This is a genomic window from Nakamurella multipartita DSM 44233 (assembly GCF_000024365.1).
GTDB classification, from domain to species: domain Bacteria; phylum Actinomycetota; class Actinomycetes; order Mycobacteriales; family Nakamurellaceae; genus Nakamurella; species Nakamurella multipartita.
This window is the reverse complement of record NC_013235.1, coordinates 1,137,582-1,155,110: the sequence shown is the minus strand read 5'-3', so window position 1 is coordinate 1,155,110 and position 17,529 is coordinate 1,137,582. Positions and strand designations below refer to the sequence as shown.

The window sequence follows — 17,529 nt, the reverse complement described above, 5'->3', positions numbered from 1 at the left end:
AATTATTCGGATCGACGGACTAAGCTCGGCGGTCTCATCAGAATTTCGATGACACGCCGCCGTTGAAACCGAGAATTGCGGGAGCGCACATGCGGGTGAAGGACATTCTGAACCGAAAGGGCAGCGCGGTCGCCACGATCGACCCGGACGCCAGCGTCGCCGACGCCGTCGCCACGCTGCACGAACGCCGGATCGGGGCCGTCGTGGTCAGCGCCGACGATGCGTCGATCAGCGGGATCCTGAGCGAGCGGGACGTGGTCGGGGCGCTGGCCACGATGGGGCCGGCGGTGCTCACCGCCACCGTCCGGCAGATCATGACCGCGGAGGTGTTGACCTGCGAACCCGAGGACGAATTGCGTTCCCTGGCCATCACCATGACCGACAAACGCTTTCGGCACATGCCGGTGGTGGTGGACGGAAAGCTGGCCGGCATCGTCTCGATCGGCGATGTGGTCAAACATCGGGTCGACGAGTTGCAGACCGAGCACGATCAGCTGATGGACTACATCTCCTCCGGCTGATCCTCCCCGCCCGCCCGGTCAGACCATCACCGAGGGCTCGGGCCGGACGCCGGCGCCGGCGGTGACGGCCCGGTAGGCGCCGGCCAGGCCGGCCACGGCGGCCCGCAGCCGGTCCGGTTCGTGCACGTAGGGCAGCCGGGCCCACTGTTCGAACGCGCCGTTGATGCCGAACCGCGGGCCGGCGGTGGTCACCACCCCGAACTCCACCGCGACCGCGCTGAGCCGGGAGGACACCGGGCGCGGCAGTTGCACCCACAGCGACATCCCCCCGACGCCGGGCAGCCAGCGCCAGTCCGGCAGCTGCGCGCGCAACGCGTCGGTCAACGCCGCCCGCCGGCCGCGGAGCTGTGCGGTGCGTTCGGCGATCAGCGGGTCGGCCTGCTCCAGTAGCAGCGCGACGGCCAGCTGCTCCAACGGCGGCACGCCCAGATCCAGGGGCGCGCGGGCGGTGGCCAGCCGGGTGATCGTCGCCTCGTCCGCCCGCACCCAGCCGACCCGCAGGCCGCCCCAGAACAGCTTCGAGGCGCTGCCGATGCTGATCGCCGGCCCGAATGCGGCCATCGGCGGCATCCGCTCGCCGTCGAGCACGATCTCGGCCATCGACTCGTCCACCACCAGGGTCATCCGGCCGGCCCGGGCGATCCCGGCCAGCTCGCGCCGCCCGGCCTCGCCCAGCGTCAACCCGGTCGGGTTGTGGTGGTCGACCACCAGGTAGGCCAGGCTCGGAGCCAACTGCCGGACGGCCGCGCGCAACCCCTCCAGGTCCCACCCGGCGGCGCCCTCGTCGGTGAGCAGCGGCACCGGGGCCGCCCGCCCGCCGGCCGCGGCGATCGATTCGAGCACGTGCGGGTAGGTCGGATGTTCGATCAGCACCCGGTCGCCGGGGGCGGTGAGCACCGCGACGACCAACGACATCGCCTGCTGCGCGCCGTGGGTGATCAGGATCTGGTCCGGACGGGTGGGCACTCCGCGGGCGGTGTAGCGGTCGGCGACCGCCTGGCGCAACCGCCGGATGCCGAACACGCCCAATCCGTGCCCGGCCAGCTGCTCGGGCATCGACGCCAGCGCCTCCCGGTAGGCCACGCCGACCGCCGGCAACGCGGGCGGTGCCGCATAGGACAGGTCGATCACGGCGTCGTCCGGATCGTTCATCACCCCGAACCGGTACCCGACCGCGGAGCCGGCCGCCTGCGTGACCGGCAGCATCACGGTGCTCCGCGCGCCCTGCCGGGAGTCCAGGTAGCCCCGTTCCCGCAGCAGCGCGTAGGCGGCGGTCACCGTGGTCCGGCTGACCTGCAGGGCGGTGGCCAGCTCGCGCTCCCCCGGCAACCCGCTGCCGGTGGGCAGCCGGCCGTCCTGGGCCAGCACGCTGATCCGTTCGGCCAACGCCCGGAAGGCCGGCCGCGGCCGCTGCCCGTCGTCGCGCCAGTCGGCCAGGTCCCGGGCCAGGCGGCCGGCCGACAGCAGATGGGTACTCATCAGGCCAGTATGCCGCGGCTGGCCCTTTCATTCATAGCCAGTCCTCCACACGATGGAGGGCATGACGACGAACTCATTACGCCGACGCTGGTCCCACTACCGCGAGTCTTCCCGCCGAAAGGCAGAGAGATTCTGGCAGCCTAGCGATCTCGCAGCGCTGGACGACCGGGACGCGATCCGCGGCCGGGCCGACCTGCTGGCCGCGCGAGATCGGTCCAGTTGGACCTAACTGGACCGATGCGGCTCGGCCGGTCTCCGGGTTTCAGCCCAGGCCCAGTTCGGCCAGGGTGTTCCGGACCCGCTGATCCTCGGCGTGCAGGAACGCGTCGAACTCGTCGCCGGCCAGGAACGCCCCGGTCCAGTGGTTCTCGGCCAGCTTCTGCTGCCACTCCGGGGTCTGCTCGAGGCCGGCGAACAGCTCGGTCAGCGCGGCCCGGTCGGCCGCCGAAATCCCGGGTGGGGCGATCACGCCGCGCCAGTTGGTGAACACGACGTCGACGCCGGCCTCGGTCAGCGTCGGCGCGTCCACCCCGGTGACCCGGTCCGGACCGGACACCGCGAGCACCCGTAGCTGGCCGGAGCGGATCTGCTCGGTGTACTCGACCAGGCTGGACACGGCCACATCGATCCGGTCGTCGAGCAGGGCCGGCAGCAGGGCGCCCCCGCCGTCGAACGTGCCGTAGTGCACCTGCCGGGGGTCCAGCCCGAGCGCCTGCGCGAGCTGCATCGTCATCAGGTGGTCGGGCCCGCCCACCGCCGACCCGCCGCCGATCGCGACGGCAGTGGGATCGGCCCGCCAGGCGGCGATCAGGCCGGCCAGGTCCCGGTACGGCGAATCCGCCGGCACCAGCACCGCCTCCGGTTCCTGCAGCAGGCGGGCGATCGGGGTGCCGTCGGTGACCCGATGCGAGCTGCCGGTGGCGATCGTCGCCCCCACCACGCCCAGGCCCATCAACATGGCCAACCGCCCGTTGCCCGTCTCGTCCAGCAGCCGGGACAGCGCGACCAGGCCCTGGTCGCCGGCCAGGTTGAACACGGCGATCCGCTCGTCGGCGATGCCCGACCGTTCGGCGATCGACACCGCAGTCCGCGCGGTCACGTCGTAGCCACCGCCCGGGACGTTGGGCACCATGATCCGCAATCGATCGGTGCCGCCCCCGGTCGGCTCGACCAGGGTCCCCATCGAGCACCCGCTCAGGACCAGCAGGCAGCCCAGCAGCAGCGCGATGCCCGCGCGGACCGACCTGGACACAGTGCGCCTCCTCGGGACCAGCCTGGCATGCGGCGAGGCCGATCGACCTTGCGCTCGCAAAGGTCGTAGTGATCGTTGTGGTCAACCCGCGCTCGGCACCCTGGGTGAGCGGTTCACCCTAAGGTGAGGGCACGGGGATGGCCACGGAGCCGACCGGTCCAAAGGTCCGAGCGAGGAGGCTCGCCTGATGCGTCGCTGGCTGCCGCACACGCTGGCCGGCAAGTTCCTGGTGCTCCAACTCGGCGTCGTCGCGCTGGTGCTGATCGTGGCCGCGGCCGTGTCCGCCCGGCAGTCCCAGGCCCAGTTCCGGACCAACGCGGCCGACCGCATCCTGGGGGCGGCCGAGAGCCTGGCGGCCAATCCCACCGTGCGCGACCGGATCGGCAGCGCCACCGCGGCCGCCGACCTCGCGCCCGTGGTGGAGTCAACCCGCATCCAGTCGGGCACCTCGGTCGTGCTGATCGCCGACCTGGACCGCACCATCGTCGCCGCCACCGACCCGACCCTGGTCGGCACCCGGTTGACCCTGCCCGACGACAGCGCCTGGAGCGGGCGCGCCTGGGACGGCGATCTGGCCCTGGCCGGGGACGAGCTGATCGTGGCCGGCACCCCGGTGTTCGCCACCGCAAGTTCGGGCGACCCGGCGGCCGTCGGGCTGGCCGTGGTCGGCGAGGCCTACCCCAGCGCCTGGTCGTCGCTGGTCTCCGACGTGCCCGAGGTCGCCTTCCTGCTCGGCCTGGCCTCGCTGGCCGGCCTGACCGGCTCGTTCCTGCTGGCCCGGCGGATCAAGAAGCAGACCCGCGGCCTGGAACCGGCCGAGATCGCGACCCTGACCGACCAGCGCGAGGCGCTGCTGCATTCCATCCGCGAGGGGGTCATCGGCGTCGACCCGGGCGGGCGGATCACCATCGCCAACGACGGCGCCCGCGACCTGCTGGACCTGCCGGAGAACTGCGTCGGCCGGCCGGTGGACGAGCTGGGCCTGGAGGACGACGTGGTCGACGTGCTGGCCGGGCGGGCCGCCGGGGTCGATGTGGTCGTGCTGCACCGCGACCGGTTCCTGGTGGCCAACCGGCGGACCGCCCGCACCGCCGGCCGGGAGGGACCGCGCAGCGGGCAGGCCATCGGCACCGTGACCACCCTGCGCGACCGATCCGACCTAATCGCCCTGCAGCGCCAGTTGGGGGCCACCCGCAGTGTCGGGGAGACGCTGCGGGCCCAGACGCACGAGTTCGACAACCAGCTGCACATCATCTCCGGACTGGCCCAGCTCGGAGAGTACGAGGAGCTGCGCGAGTACCTGGCGACGATCACCGCGCGGCGGGCCCAGGTCGACTCGACCATCCGCGACCTGATCAAGGACCCGCCGGTGGCCTCGCTGTTGATCGCCAAGTCCAGCCTGGCCGCCGAGTCGCGGGTGGAGCTGATCCTGTCGCCCGACTCGCACTGCGACCGGCTCGGCGCCGACCTGTCCACCGACGTGGGCACCGTGCTGGGCAACCTGGTCGACAACGCGCTGGACGCGGTGGCCAACTCGGCCGAGGCGACGGTGACCGTCGAGATCGTCTCCGATCCGGCCCAGGTGCGGATCGTGGTCGCCGACAGCGGACCCGGAATCCCCCAGAACGCCGACGATCTCGTCTTCGCCCGGGGCTTTTCCACCAAGTCGTCCACAGTCGCCGGCGGGCGCGGAGTCGGGCTGTCCCTGGTGCGGATGATCTGCCTTCGCCGGGGCGGCTGGGTCGGCGTGCGCAGCGGTCAGGACGCGGCCACCGCCGTCGGCGCCGTGTTCACCGCGGTGCTGGGGCGGGTGGCCGGCGACGCCGCCGACGCCGACCCGGCGACGGATGCATCGGAACGGGAACAGGAGCGGGCATGAGCAGCGAGCAGGCCGAGTTCGGGGTGCTGGTCGTCGACGACGACTTCATGGTGGCCCGCATCCACTGCCGGTTCCTGCAGACCCAGAACGGGTTTCGGGTGGACGGGGTGGCCAGCACGGGAATCGACGCGCTAGCCAAGCTGGCCGAGCTGAGCCCGGATCTGATGCTGTTGGACGTGCACCTGCCGGACATGAGTGGTCTGGAGGTGCTCCGGATCGCCCGGCAGGAGCACCCCCGGGTGGACGTCATCGTGGTCACCGCGGAGCGCGATCTGGACGCGGTCCGCGAGGCCTGGCAGGGCGGCGCGATGTCCTACCTGGTCAAGCCGTTCGAGTACACCGCGTTGGCCGAGAAGCTGGCCCATTTCCGCAAGGCCCGGGCCCTGCTGGACACCGCCGAGGTGGACCAGGGTGCGATCGACCAGCTGTTCGGCGTCGGCGGCTCGACCACCCGGCCGCGGGCCGACCTGCCCAAGGGCCTGAGCCGGGAAACGGCCGATCTGGTCCGCCGCTCGCTGAGCGCCGACGAGGCCCTGTCGGCCACCGAATGCGCCGAGCGGGTGGGCATCTCGCGGGTCAGCGCCCGCCGCTACCTGGAGTACCTGGAGCAGACCGGGGTGGCCCAGGTGCGGCTCAAGTACGGCAAGACCGGCCGCCCCGAGCGGCTGTACCGGCTGGTCTGACCCGCACCCCCGCCCGCCGCACCCGACCCGCACCCGCGCCCGCACCCGCACCCGCACCCGTGTTGATCATGGGGAAGAAGCCCGTTCTGGCTGCGCCAGAACGGGCTTCTTCCCATGATCAACTGCACGGCACGGCCGGGTGGGGGTGGGGTCAGACCGCGGCCAGGATCCGCTGCGCCTCCTGGGCCACCGGCAGGTCGACGAAGTCACCGGAGGGGGTGCGGCAGGCGGCGCCCCCGGCCGCGCGGAACGCGTCGAGCACCTCCCGGGCCCAGGTGATCCGCTCGGGGGCCAGACCGAACACCTGGGTGATCGCCGGCAGCTGCCGCGGGGTGAGCGCCGACTGGGCGCCGAACCCGATCGCCCGGGCCGCCCGCGCGTGCGCGAGCAGACCCTCCGGATCATCGAGCTTGGCGTAGACGCTGTTCACCGGGCCGGGCAGGCCGGCCGCGCGCGAGGCGACCACCAGCACCGACCGGGGGTAGGCCAGCGCCGCGGCACTGCCGTCGCAGCCCAGGTCGTTGGCCAGATCCACGCCGCCCAGACCCAGCCGGCAGACCCGCGGATGGGCCGCGATCGCCGGCGCGGCGAGCAGCCCGGCCGCCGACTCGATGGCCGGCAGGGTGGTGCGAAGGTGCGGGGCCCGCGCGGCAACCCAGTCGATCTGCGCCGGGTCGTCCACCTTGGGCACCCGGGCGTGGGTGAGCAGGTCGCCGAGGGCGGCCAGGTCGGCCTCGGCGTCCGCGGTGCCCGGTTGGTTGATCCGGACCCAACACTGCTGTCCGGTGGGCGCTTCCCGCCGGGCCAGCAGGGCCTCGCGGACGGTGGCCCGGGCGGCGGGGCGATCGGCCGGGGCCACGGCATCCTCCAGATCGACGACCACCGCGTCGGCCCCGGAGCGGGCCGACTTGGCGATCAGATCGGGGCGATGGCCCGGCACGAACAGGTAGCTGACCGGCGTCCTCACAGCACACCCGCGTCCTTCAGACCGCGGATGCGATCGAGGCTGTGGCCCAGCTCCTTGACGTAGACCTCTTCGTTGTCGGCGCCCAGATCCCTTCCGGTGAAGTCGATCCCGCCGGGGGTGGCCGACATCCGGAACATCACGTTCTGCATCTTCAGCGGCCCGAAGTCCTCGTCGTCGACGGTGGTGATGATGTCGCGCTCGATCACGTGCGGGTCGGTCATCAGGTCGTGCACGGTGTAGACCGAGGCCAGCGCGGCGCCGACCCGGTTGAACTCGCTGACCACCTCGGCCTCGTCCCGGGCGGCGATCCAGTCGGCCACGTAGCCGTCCAACTCGTCGGCGTGCTCGACCCGCTCACCCGCCGACGAGAACCACGGCTCGGTGGTGACCTCGGGGTGCCCGACCAGGGTCAGCACCCGCTCGGCGACGGACAGCGAGCTGGTCGAGACCGCCACCCAGCGGCCGTCCCTGGTCAGGTAGGTGTTGCGCGGCGCGTTGTTCGGGGACCGGTTGCCGTGCCGTCCGGGCACCTGGCCGAGCTGGTCGTACACCGACGGGGACGGGCCCAGGATCAGCAGCAGCGGTTCCAGCAGGGACAGGTCGATCACCTGGCCGGTGCCGCCCCGCTCCTTGTGCAGCAGCGCCATGGTCACGGCGTAGGCGCCGGCCAGCGCGGACACGCCGTCGGCCAGCCCGAACGGCGGCAGCGTCGGCGGGCCGTCGGGGTCGCCGGTCATGTGGGCCAGGCCGCTCATCGCCTCGATCAGCGTGCCGAACGCCCGCCGCTGCGCGTACGGGCCCTCCTGCCCGAACCCGGTGACCCGCAGGATGATCAGCCCTGGGTTGATCTCGTGCAGGGTGGCCGGCGACAGGTCCCACTTCTCGAACACCCCGGGCCGGAAGTTCTCGATCAGCACGTCGGCGGTGCGGACCAGCTCCAGGAACAGCTCCCGACCCTGCGGGTCGGACAGCTTCGCGGTGACCGTGCGCTTGTTGCGGCCCAACGTCTTCCACCACAGACCCTTGCCCTGCTTGCGCCAGCCGTGGGTGCGGGCCGAGTCGCCGGTGGGGTGCTCGACCTTGATGACCTCGGCGCCGAAGTCACCGAGCATCGTCGCGGCCAGCGGCCCGGCGTAGACGGTGGCCGCGTCGATCACCCGGAACCCGGCGAGCGGACCCTGCTGGCGGCGACTTTCCTGCAGGTCGGGCTCGTCGAGAACGGAATCGTTGATGGGCTGGGACGTTTCGTGCGTGACGGTCATGTCACTCCTGTTCGAGATCGGGGCGGTCGGGAAGAGGGTGAGGGGTGGAGCCGTCCCGGGCCCGACGGCGGAGGCATCGGACCCGGGACAGGCGGTGGGCCGGGTGGATCAGCCGACCGGGATGACGCCCAGGACCAGGGCCGTGGCCAGCATGACCATCGAGCAGACGACGGCCCGCCAGATGACCTTCTTGTGATGGTCGGCCATCTGCACCCGAGCCAGCGAGATCAGCAGCAACATGGCCGGGACCAGCGGGCTGGTCATGTGCACCGGCTGGCCGATGATCGACGCCTGCGCCATCTCCACCGGGGAGATCCCGTAGTGACCGGCGGCCTGCGACAGGATCGGCAGGATGCCGAAGTAGAACGCGTCGTTGGTCAGGAAGAACGTCAGCGGCATGGACAGGATCGCGGTGATCACGGCGAAGTACGGACCCAGCGGTTCCGGGACGGCGGAGACGATGCCGTTGGCCATCGCGGTCACCATGCCGGTGCCGGAGAGCACACCCACCAGTACCGCGGCGGCGAACACCATGGCGACCACCGAGACGATGGAGGTGGCGTGCGCGGTGATCCGGTCGGCCTGATCCTTCTGCTGCGGGAAGTTGACCACCAGCGCGACCGCGGCGGCAACCATGAACACCAGGGCCAAAGGCAGCTTGTCCAGCCCGAGGCAGACCAGCAGGCCGACGGTCAGCGCCAGGTTGAACCAGATCAGCTTGGGCCGCAGGGTCTTCCGGTTCGGATCGAGGCCGTCCTCCATGTCGGAGTGCTCGTCGTTGTCGGTGACGCCCAGCTCGGAGCGGGCGATCGAGGACAGGTTCAGGTTGGCCGGCGGGACCGGCGGGAAGTCGCCCCCGGTGGTCGTGCCGGTGCCGCCACCGGCGCCGGGGCCGGTCAGCACCGCGGTGCCGGTACCCCCGCCGGAGCCGCCACGCAGCTCGGCCGCCACCGTCTCCAGGGTCGCCCCCGACTTGAGCAGACGCTTCTTCTCGCTCCGGCCCAGGAAGTAGGCCAACACGAAGACGGTGAGGATGCCCATGATCATGCCCGGCACCATCGGGTTGAACAGTTCGGAGGGCGAGACGTTCAGCACCGTCGCGGCCCGGATCGTCGGGCCGCCCCAGGGCACGATGTTGAGCACCCCGTTGGCCAGGTTGGCGACCACGCAGAGCACGACCGGGCTCATTCCCAGCCGGCGGTAGATCGGCAGCAGGGCCGAGACGGTGATGATGAAGGTGGTGGAGCCGTCGCCGTCCAGGGAGACCGCACCGGCCAGCAGGGCGGTGCCCAGGACGACCTTCACCGGGCTGTTGCCGACCACCCGCAGGATGAAGCGGATCAGCGGATCGAACAGGCCCACGTCGATCATCAGGCCGAAGTAGATGATGGCGAAGAACAGCAGCGCCGCGGTCGGCGCGAAGTCCTTGACGGCCTTCATGATGGCGCCGGTGACGCCGCCCTCAACGTCTTCGGCAATTCCGGTCCCGGTCGCAACCAGGCCCATGGTGATCGGCACCAGAATCAGTGCGATCACCGGTACGATTCTCTTACTCAGAATCAAGTACATGAAGACTGCGATCATCACGCAGCCGAGGGCGATGAGCATCGGTGCTCCCTTCGGAAAGTCGCTGGTAGACAAACCGTAAGGGCGCATGGCGGAGCGTCGATGTTTGGAAAAACAAGTGCGGCTATTCGTCTTTGGCGTCGTTGTGGTCGTTGTGGACACCGGTGGACCACGCGGCGGTGCGGGGGTGGGGTTGCCTCAACCCACGCACTGCGGATCGACCGATGCGAACGGCCCACAGGCCCGGCCGGTGCAGCCCGGATCGCGCGGCGACGACTGCCCGGTTGGCGACGATCCGTGGTTGCCGGCCGATACGTCGCGAGCTCTGGACACGCGCCGACACATGCTCTATGGTCATGACATTGTTTGGTCTTACCATAGTAACCAGAGTGACTCTCTACCTCAGCACGCTGCCCGTCCCCACGGCCGGCCCGCGACAACGACGTTCACCGCCTGTAGGAGGGCTACCTGTGCCGACCTTGACCGCCGGACCATCACCGACGCCATCGCCATCGACTCACTCACGTCCAAAGGCGGTCATGGAACAGGATGCATCTCGCGGTCGTTCCTCGCGGACGGTCGGTCCCCGGCACGTGGTCGACCTGCGGCTGTTGCGCTGCTTCATCGCCGTCGCCGACGCCGGTTCGGTGACCGCCGCGGCCCAGCAGCTGTACGTCAGCCAGCCGTCCCTGTCCCGCCAACTCCACCGGCTGGAACGGGAGATCGGCCTGGTGCTGTTCCGGCCCGTCGACGGCCGGCTGGTGCTGACCTCGGCGGGCCGGGAACTGCTGCCGCGAGCCCGAACGCTGCTGGCCACGGCCACCGATGTCCAGTCCTTTGCCGGCGACATCGCCTGCGGCGCAATCACGGCGGTACAGGTCACGGCGTCCGCCGTCACCGCCTACGACGTGCTGGCGCCCTTCATCGCATCCGCGTGGCGCGACCTACCGCCGCTCGCCGTGCGGTCGGCCGAGGCGGGACAGGTCTATGCATCGCTCGACGCGGACGCCGACCTGGTCGTCGACGACGACATCCCGCCCGGACACCTTGCGGTCTCGGTCGTCACGCGGCGGACCGTGTACGCGTTCGTTCCGGCTACTCACGATCTTGCCGCGAACGGGTCGGTGACTCTGACCGAGCTGGTCGAGCATGCCCTGATCCTGCCGAACCGCCGGCGGCACGTCCGGCACATCATCGACGAGGCCACCGCCCACGCGGGGCTGGTCTACCGGACGGCGGAGGAATACGACTGGCCGCCGGTGGCGATGGCCAATGCGGCCGCCGGACGAGGAGTGGCCGTCGGTTGCGGGCATCCTGCTTTCGGTCTGGTCCCGGTACCGGTCATGACGGCCGACGGCCGGATGACGGCACCGCTGTTCGCATCCTGGCTGGCGGATCATCACGCCGTGGCAACGCTGGTGGATCTCGCCGCGAGTTTGTCCGACTACCTCATCAGCGGACCGGGATCCCGGCCGCCGGACGCGGGCGGCACCCGAATGGGCGGCGGGGCCTCATCGCCTCCGACGAAGTCGTGAGGCGACGTCAGATGCCGCGAGCCAGTCTCCATGCTCGTGGGAGACAAACTCCAGCAACTGCTTGTCGGTCCGGCATCGAACGATGCATGGCCGGAATGCGGAATCGGCATAGGCCGACAGCACGTCTCAGGTGGACCGCAATCTGATCACCGGACACCATGAGCATCGGTCTCCGGATGCGCACATCCACCGTCACACCGTTTGCGCACGAACGAGAGTTTCCCACCACGTGGAGGATCAATGGCGACCCCGTATCAGCCCGACATCACTGCTGTCGGCGACAGTGTTTTTCTCACGGCGATGGTGTCGATCATCCCGTTGGCTGTGGTGTTCATCTTTCTGGGTGTGTTGAAGACGAAGGCGCACTTCGCGGCCCTGGCCGGGTTGGCGGCGTCGATCCTGGTGGCGATCCTGGCGTTCGGGATGCCGGTCGATCTGACGTTGTTGGGTGCCTCGCAGGGCATCTTGTACGGGTTGTTCCCGATCATGTGGATCGTGTTGGCGGCGATCTGGCTGTACGAGCTGACGGTGATCAGTGGCCGGTTCGAGGATCTGCGGACCGCGTTCAACCGGATCTCGGACGATCCCCGGATCCAGGGGATCATCATCGCGTTCTGTTTCGGTGGGTTGCTCGAGGCGTTGGCCGGGTTCGGCGCCCCGGTCGCGATCACCGGTGTCATGCTGGTCTCGCTTGGGTTCTCCCCGATGCGGGCCGCGGCCACGGTGCTGCTGGCCAACACCGCCCCGGTCGCGTTCGGTGCGATCGGCATCCCGATCATCACGGCCGGCAACCTGACCGGCATCGATTATCACGAGATCGGTGCGGTCGTCGGCCGGCAGACCCCGATCCTGGCGATGTTCGTGCCGCTGCTGCTGGTGATGATCGTGGACGGCAAGCGGGGCATCAAGCAGACCTGGCCGATCGCCCTGGTCTCGGGCATCTGCTTCTCCATCGCCCAGTTCGTCAGCGCCAATTTCATCTCGGTCGAGCTGACCGACATCATCGCCTCGCTGGCCGCGCTGGTCTCGGTCGTGGTGATGCTCAAGTTCTGGAAGCCCAAGGGCACCGTGGAGGCCCGGGAGCGGCTGGCCCTGGCGGCCAAGGAGGAGCACGTCGAGCCGACCGGCGGCCCATCCGGCGGCAGCGCTCCGGTGGCCACCGCGGTCTCGACGGAGAAGTTGACCGCCGGGCGGACCGTGATGGCGTTCCTGCCCTACATCGTGGTCATCGTGGTGTTCTCGCTGGCCAAGCTGTTCACCCCGCTCAAGACGTGGCTGGCCAGCACCGATATCAAGTTCGGCTGGCCGGGCTCGGACGGCAACATCTTGAATCTGGCCGGTAAGCCGTCCACGGCCACCCAGTACACCCTGGGGTACCTGTCCAACGCGGGCACCCTGCTGATCATCTCCGGGGTGATCGTGATGATCGCCTACCGGATCAAGCCGGGCCTGGCGGTCAAGGAGTTCGGCAAGACCGTCTACAAGTTGCGGTTCGCGTTGCTGACCGTGGGCAGTGTGCTGGGCCTGGCCTACGTGATGAACATGTCCGGCCAGACCATCACCATCGGCCAGTGGCTGGCCGCCGGCACCGGCGCGTTCTTCGCGTTCCTGTCCCCGATCCTGGGTTGGGTCGGCACCGCCGTGACCGGCTCGGACACCAGCGCCAACGCCCTGTTCGCCACCCTGCAGCAGTCGGCCGCGGAGAAGGCCGGCCTGGACCCGACGCTGCTGGTCGCGGCGAACACCTCCGGCGGCGTGGTCGGCAAGATGATCAGCCCGCAGAACCTGACCATCGCCGCGACCGCGGTCGGCCTGCTCGGCAAGGAATCGGACATCCTGCGCCGCGTCCTGAAGTGGAGCGTCGGGCTGCTGCTGGCCATGTGCGTGCTGGTCTACCTGCAGAGCAACGTGCTGTCCTGGATGATCCCCTGACCTGACACCGGTTCTCGGACGGCGCCCCGCCCGGCGCCGTCCGAGAATGGCTTCGAACGCCGTACCTGCAACTCTTTCCGCCGCTGCATGAGTTGACCGGAGTCCCGTCATGCGTATCGCGTTGATCGCCACCTGTCTGGGTGACGCGCTGTTCCCCGAGGTGGCCAAGGCCACCACCGTGCTGCTGGAACGGCTGGGGCATCAGGTGGTGTTCCCAGCGGATCAGGTGTGTTGCGGGCAGATGCACGTCAACACCGGGTATCTCACCGAAGCGGTGCCGGTGGTGCGGCAGCACGTCGAGGTGTTCGAGGCCGCCGACTTCGATGTCGCGGTGGCCCCGTCCGGATCGTGCGTCGGGTCGGTCCGGCATCAGCAGGCGATGGTGGCCCGCCGCGTCGGGGACACCGCGCTGGCCGACCGGGCCACCGCGTTGGCCGGCCGCACCTACGAGCTGTCCGAGCTGCTGGTCGACGTGCTGAAGGTGACCGATGTGGGGGCGTACTACCCGCACCGGGTCACCTACCACCCGACCTGCCACTCGCTGCGGATGCTGCGGGTGGGCGAGAAACCCCTGCAGCTGCTGCGCGCGGTCCAGGGCATCGACCTGGTCGAGTTGCCCGGCGCCGACCAGTGCTGCGGGTTCGGCGGCACCTTCTCGATCAAGAACGCCGACACCAGCTCGGCGATGCTGGCCGACAAGGTCGCCAACGTCGTGGGTACCGGCGCCCAGGTCTGCACCGCGGGCGATGCGTCCTGTCTGATGAACATCGGCGGCGGCCTGTCCCGCGGCGACACCGGTGTGCAGACCATCCACCTGGCCCAGATCCTGGCCTCGACCCGAGAGCAGGTCGCAGCGTGATGCAGGCTTGCCGAACGAATCATCGACACAGTTGCCGGCGCCGCGTCCAGGTCGCCGAGCCCGCGAGGCGAGTTGGAAAGGCGACGGCATGAGCACGTTCCTGGGCATCCCGAGAAGACATGCGGCGCAGGAGGAGTCGCCGTTGCGGGGGGCGTTGCCGTTCCCGAAGGCGGCCCGGCGGGAGTTGGCCAACGATCAGTTGCGGCGGAACCTGGCCCACGCCACGTCGGTGATCCGGAGCAAACGGGCCCTGGTCGTGGACGAGATGCCCGACTGGGAAGCGTTGCGTGATGCCGGCGCGGCGACCAAGACGCAGGTGATGTCGAACCTGCCCGCGCTGCTGGAACAGTTCGAGGCCAACGTGACCGCCCGCGGCGGCGTCGTGCACTGGGCCACCGACGCCCAGGAGGCCAACCGGATCGTCACCGAACTGGTCCGCGCGCAGGGCGTCGACGAGGTCATCAAGGTCAAATCGATGGCCACCCAGGAAATCGGCCTCAACGAATACCTCGAGGACAACGGGATCGCCGCGGTCGAGACCGACCTGGCCGAACTGATCGTGCAACTGGGCCACGACACGCCCTCGCACATCCTGGTCCCGGCCATCCACCGCAACCGCACCGAGGTCCGCGACATCTTCCTGGCCGAAATGGAAGACGCCCCGGCCGATCTGACCGATGAACCACGCCGGTTGGCGATGGCCGCCCGGGAACACCTGCGGCGCAAGTTCCTGGCCAGCAAGGTCGCGATCTCGGGCACCAACTTCGGCATCGCCGAGACCGGCACCATCGGCGTGGTCGAGTCCGAGGGCAACGGCCGGATGTGCGTGACCCTGCCCGAGACCCTGATCACCGTGATGGGCATCGAGAAGATCCTGCCCACCTTCACCGACCTGGAAGTGTTCCTGCAGCTGCTGCCCCGCTCCTCGACCGGGGAACGGATGAACCCCTACACCTCGCTGTGGACCGGGGTCACCCCGGGCGACGGCCCGCAGAACTTCCACCTCATCCTGCTCGACAACGGCCGCACCAACGCCCTGGCCGACCAGGTCGGCCGGGCCGCGCTGCACTGCATCCGCTGCTCGGCCTGCCTGAACGTGTGCCCGGTCTACGAACGCACCGGCGGCCACGCCTACGGCTCGGTCTACCCCGGCCCGATCGGCGCCGTGCTGACCCCGCAACTGACCGGCATGCACGGCCACCACGACGTGAACTCGACCCTGCCCTACGCCTCCTCGCTGTGCGGCGCCTGCTACGACGTCTGCCCGGTCAAGATCCCCATCCCGGACCTGCTCGTCGAACTGCGCGGCCGCGCCGTGGACGCCGACCGCGGCCGCACCATCCCCGGCGGCTGGGACGCCGCGATGAAAGCCGCCGCCTGGATCATGAGCGACCCCACCCGGTTCGCCGCCGCCGAGAAAGGCCTGGCCGCCGGCCGTCTCGTCGCCGGCCGCGACAAGAAGATCAAACACCTGCCGTTCCCCGGATCGGCCTGGACCCACACCAAGGACATGCCCGCCCCGCCCAAGCAGACGTTCCGGCAATGGTGGAAGGAAACGCATCATGAGTAGCCGCGAGACCGTCCTGGGCCGCATCCGCAGCGCCCTGGCCGCCGACACCACCCCACCACCACCCATCCCCCGCGACTACATCCGCGTCGGGGACCACCCGCCCGGCAGCCCCCCCGTGCTGGAACTGATGATCGACCGCCTCGTCGACTACAAAGCCCACGTCCGCGAGATCACCCCCGACCAACTCGCCGACGCCATCGACACCGCCCTGACCGATCAACGGTCGGTGGTGCTGGCACCCGATCTGGACCCGGCGATCGCCGCGGCCGCCGCCCGCTCCGGCCGCACCCTGACCACCGACGGCACCCCCACCGTGCTCACCCCCGCCGAACTCGACCGGATCGACGCCGTCGTCACCACCGCCACCGTCGCCATCGCGTTATCCGGCACCATCACCCTCGACGGCGGCCCCGGCCAAGGCCGCCGCGCCATCACCCTGGTCCCCGACTTCCACCTCGTCGTCCTGCACGCCGAGCAGATCGTGCACACCGTCCCCGAAGCCATCGCCCGCCTCGACCCCGTCCGACCCCTCACCATGATCGCCGGACCCTCCGCCACCAGCGACATCGAACTCGAACGCGTCGAAGGCGTGCACGGCCCCCGCACCCTGTCCGTGCTCATCGTGCGCTGACCCGACCATCGAGGCACTCTCACCGGCGACAATGACCCGACCCCGCATACTGAGGATGGACCTCGATGACGATGACCAGATGCGACCCGGCCGGTCCGGGACCGGCCGACCGTCCTCGGACGGGACGCTCTGGCCAATCCTCCTTACCCGATGGCGCTTTCGGCGACGGCATCATCGACCGGGCCGGGCAACGACCGGCGCCTGTCGCCGAGGAGTGGAACTGGCAGTTGGCGGCGACCTGCCGCGGGATGGAGGTGGAGTTGTTCTTCCACCCGGCCCGCGAACGAAAGGCCCAGAAGCAGCGGCGCATCGATCAGGCGAAGGCGATCTGCCATGACTGCCCGGTCCTGGAGGATAGACCAGGACCAGCCCCGGGCCGGCGGTGTGCAGGCGGCCGCCGGCGCCCAGGAACAGGCCGGTGCCGATCGCGCCGCCGATACCGATCATCTGGATCTGCCGCTTGCTCAGACCCTTGTGATAGCCGGCGTTCTCGGCGATGAATTCCTGTTGCAGAACCGGATCGTCCGGTCCGGGATGGTTGACGTGCTCGCTGACGGTGCGGGCTTCTTCGGCCGCGGACTGGGGCATCGGAGCGCCTTTCGGGGAGGGGGCCCGACCCGGGCAGGGCAGGGCAGCGCACGGGGCAAGGGGTCGAGAAGGACGAGCGGAACGGTGGAACGGACGGGTGAGCGGAGCGCGCCGGGTCAGCCCTCGTCGCGGGCGGTTCCGGCCGGGCGCGGCCGGCCGAGGCGGACCGGCCCCGACCAGGCGGGCGGGGCGGGCAGGCGCCACCCCTGATGGTGCGACAGCAGGGTGAGGCCGGCGCCGACGCCGGTGGCGACCAGCAGGCCGGCGGTGACCTGACCAGCCGCGTGGAATAGCACCATGGTTCCCGCGGCCAGCAGCGCGGGCGTGACGTAGAGCGTGTTGCCGCCGAAGACGGCCGGCACCTGGCGCAGCAGCACGTCCCGGACGACACCGCCGCCGGCCGCGGTGATGGCGCCCAGGGCGATGGCGGCGGGCCATTCCAGGCCCAGGCTCAGCGCCTTCTGCGCGCCGGCGGCGGCCCAGCAACCCAGGGCCAGCGCGTCGAGCACCGGGAACGAGCGTTCCCAGGCCCGGCCGCGGATCGGCACCAGGAAGGCGACCGCGGCGCCGACCAGCGCGGTGAGCACGTAGGTGTGGTCGACCAGGGCCACCGGAGTGCCCTTCTGCAGCAGGATGTCGCGGATGATGCCACCGCCGAGGCCGGACACCACGGCCAGCACCGCGAAGCCGACCAGATCGAACCCGCGGGCCCGGGCCAGCACCCCGCCGAGCAGGGCGTTGGCCAGCACCCCGGACAGGTCGGTGACCCGCAGGACGTGCATCGCCGCGTCGTTCATCGCCTCGC

At 70.2% G+C, this 17,529-nt stretch carries 14 protein-coding genes and 2 pseudogenes; 9 read left to right on the top strand and 7 right to left on the bottom strand.

Going from position 1 to position 17,529, the window contains the following annotated elements:
• Positions 1 to 89 precede the first annotated feature (89 nt).
• Entirely contained in the window at positions 90 to 521 is a 432-nt protein-coding gene (locus NAMU_RS05225) for a CBS domain-containing protein (protein ID WP_015746366.1), read from the top strand.
• Positions 522 to 539: 18 nt separating this feature from the next.
• Here NAMU_RS05225 and yczR read toward each other — a convergent pair whose 3' ends face one another.
• Both yczR and NAMU_RS05215 read right to left on the bottom strand, forming a co-directional pair.
• A complete protein-coding gene (gene yczR / locus NAMU_RS05220) occupies positions 540 to 2,000 on the bottom strand; it encodes a MocR-like transcription factor YczR (protein ID WP_015746365.1) in 1,461 nt (486 codons plus the stop codon).
• Between the two features lie 262 nt (positions 2,001 to 2,262).
• On the bottom strand, positions 2,263 to 3,252 hold the full coding sequence (locus NAMU_RS05215; protein ID WP_015746364.1) for a Bug family tripartite tricarboxylate transporter substrate binding protein: 990 nt from the start codon (positions 3,250 to 3,252) through the stop codon (positions 2,263 to 2,265).
• Between the two features lie 187 nt (positions 3,253 to 3,439).
• Here NAMU_RS05215 and NAMU_RS05210 point away from each other — a divergent pair, with 187 nt between their 5' ends.
• Together NAMU_RS05210 and NAMU_RS05205 are read left to right on the top strand one after the other, a co-directional pair.
• Positions 3,440 to 5,131, top strand: coding sequence for a sensor histidine kinase (locus NAMU_RS05210; protein ID WP_015746363.1), 1,692 nt, complete (start codon positions 3,440 to 3,442; stop codon positions 5,129 to 5,131).
• Positions 5,128 to 5,814: a response regulator gene (locus tag NAMU_RS05205; RefSeq protein WP_015746362.1), complete on the top strand. Its 687-nt coding sequence runs from the start codon at positions 5,128 to 5,130 to the stop codon at positions 5,812 to 5,814. Before NAMU_RS05210 ends, NAMU_RS05205 begins: the two co-directional genes overlap by 4 nt.
• Before the next feature lie 151 nt (positions 5,815 to 5,965).
• On the opposite strand, the gene NAMU_RS05200 is transcribed toward NAMU_RS05205, so the two are convergent.
• From NAMU_RS05200 to NAMU_RS05190, 3 genes are all read right to left on the bottom strand, one after another.
• Positions 5,966 to 6,781, bottom strand: a complete 816-nt coding sequence (locus NAMU_RS05200; RefSeq protein WP_015746361.1) for an HpcH/HpaI aldolase/citrate lyase family protein — start codon at positions 6,779 to 6,781, stop codon at positions 5,966 to 5,968.
• Positions 6,778 to 8,043 (bottom strand): CaiB/BaiF CoA transferase family protein, encoded by a 1,266-nt coding sequence (locus NAMU_RS05195; RefSeq protein ID WP_015746360.1) that lies wholly within the window; start codon positions 8,041 to 8,043, stop codon positions 6,778 to 6,780. Before NAMU_RS05195 ends, NAMU_RS05200 begins: the two co-directional genes overlap by 4 nt.
• Positions 8,044 to 8,151: 108 nt before the next feature.
• Positions 8,152 to 9,651, bottom strand: coding sequence for a CitMHS family transporter (locus NAMU_RS05190; RefSeq protein WP_015746359.1), 1,500 nt, complete (start codon positions 9,649 to 9,651; stop codon positions 8,152 to 8,154).
• A 497-nt stretch (positions 9,652 to 10,148) separates the two neighbouring features.
• Here NAMU_RS05190 and NAMU_RS05185 point away from each other — a divergent pair, with 497 nt between their 5' ends.
• From NAMU_RS05185 to NAMU_RS31690, 6 genes and pseudogenes are all read left to right on the top strand, one after another.
• Complete coding sequence (locus NAMU_RS05185; RefSeq protein WP_015746358.1) at positions 10,149 to 11,144, top strand: LysR family transcriptional regulator; 996 nt, start codon at positions 10,149 to 10,151, stop codon at positions 11,142 to 11,144.
• Between the two features lie 240 nt (positions 11,145 to 11,384).
• Entirely contained in the window at positions 11,385 to 13,076 is a 1,692-nt protein-coding gene (locus NAMU_RS05180) for an L-lactate permease (RefSeq protein ID WP_015746357.1), read from the top strand.
• Positions 13,077 to 13,185: 109 nt separating this feature from the next.
• Complete coding sequence (locus NAMU_RS05175) at positions 13,186 to 13,935, top strand: (Fe-S)-binding protein (protein WP_015746356.1); 750 nt, start codon at positions 13,186 to 13,188, stop codon at positions 13,933 to 13,935.
• A gap of 88 nt (positions 13,936 to 14,023) precedes the next feature.
• The gene (locus NAMU_RS05170) at positions 14,024 to 15,505 is read left to right on the top strand and encodes a LutB/LldF family L-lactate oxidation iron-sulfur protein (RefSeq protein ID WP_015746355.1); all 1,482 of its coding nucleotides are present in this window, start codon (positions 14,024 to 14,026) and stop codon (positions 15,503 to 15,505) included.
• Positions 15,498 to 16,136, top strand: a complete 639-nt coding sequence (locus NAMU_RS05165) for a LutC/YkgG family protein (RefSeq protein ID WP_015746354.1) — start codon at positions 15,498 to 15,500, stop codon at positions 16,134 to 16,136. Before NAMU_RS05170 ends, NAMU_RS05165 begins: the two co-directional genes overlap by 8 nt.
• A gap of 65 nt (positions 16,137 to 16,201) precedes the next feature.
• Positions 16,202 to 16,435, top strand: a pseudogene (locus NAMU_RS31690) (hypothetical protein); the annotation flags it as partial.
• Between the two features lie 55 nt (positions 16,436 to 16,490).
• On the opposite strand, the pseudogene NAMU_RS31685 reads toward NAMU_RS31690, so the two are convergent.
• A pseudogene (locus tag NAMU_RS31685) lies at positions 16,491 to 16,724 on the bottom strand (hypothetical protein); the annotation flags it as partial.
• 116 nt (positions 16,725 to 16,840) lie between these two features.
• Positions 16,841 to 17,521 (bottom strand): trimeric intracellular cation channel family protein, encoded by a 681-nt coding sequence (locus NAMU_RS05160; protein ID WP_015746353.1) that lies wholly within the window; start codon positions 17,519 to 17,521, stop codon positions 16,841 to 16,843.
• Between the last annotated feature and the right edge of the window lie 8 nt (positions 17,522 to 17,529).

Excerpts from the sequence above, each read along its gene's own strand:
- NAMU_RS05185 (WP_015746358.1), top strand. The coding sequence starts at position 10,149 with ATGGAACAGGATGCATCTCGCGGTCGTTCCTCGCGGACGGTCGGTCCC.
- NAMU_RS05180 (WP_015746357.1), top strand. The coding sequence starts at position 11,385 with ATGGCGACCCCGTATCAGCCCGACATCACTGCTGTCGGCGACAGTGTT.
- NAMU_RS05190 (WP_015746359.1), bottom strand. The coding sequence starts at position 9,651 with ATGCTCATCGCCCTCGGCTGCGTGATGATCGCAGTCTTCATGTACTTG.
- NAMU_RS05225 (WP_015746366.1), top strand. The coding sequence starts at position 90 with ATGCGGGTGAAGGACATTCTGAACCGAAAGGGCAGCGCGGTCGCCACG.
- NAMU_RS05175 (WP_015746356.1), top strand. The coding sequence starts at position 13,186 with ATGCGTATCGCGTTGATCGCCACCTGTCTGGGTGACGCGCTGTTCCCC.
- NAMU_RS05165 (WP_015746354.1), top strand. The coding sequence starts at position 15,498 with ATGAGTAGCCGCGAGACCGTCCTGGGCCGCATCCGCAGCGCCCTGGCC.
- NAMU_RS05210 (WP_015746363.1), top strand. The coding sequence starts at position 3,440 with ATGCGTCGCTGGCTGCCGCACACGCTGGCCGGCAAGTTCCTGGTGCTC.
- yczR (WP_015746365.1), bottom strand. The coding sequence starts at position 2,000 with ATGAGTACCCATCTGCTGTCGGCCGGCCGCCTGGCCCGGGACCTGGCC.
- NAMU_RS05170 (WP_015746355.1), top strand. The coding sequence starts at position 14,024 with ATGAGCACGTTCCTGGGCATCCCGAGAAGACATGCGGCGCAGGAGGAG.
- NAMU_RS05160 (WP_015746353.1), bottom strand. The coding sequence starts at position 17,521 with ATGAACGACGCGGCGATGCACGTCCTGCGGGTCACCGACCTGTCCGGG.
- NAMU_RS05205 (WP_015746362.1), top strand. The coding sequence starts at position 5,128 with ATGAGCAGCGAGCAGGCCGAGTTCGGGGTGCTGGTCGTCGACGACGAC.
- NAMU_RS05195 (WP_015746360.1), bottom strand. The coding sequence starts at position 8,043 with ATGACCGTCACGCACGAAACGTCCCAGCCCATCAACGATTCCGTTCTC.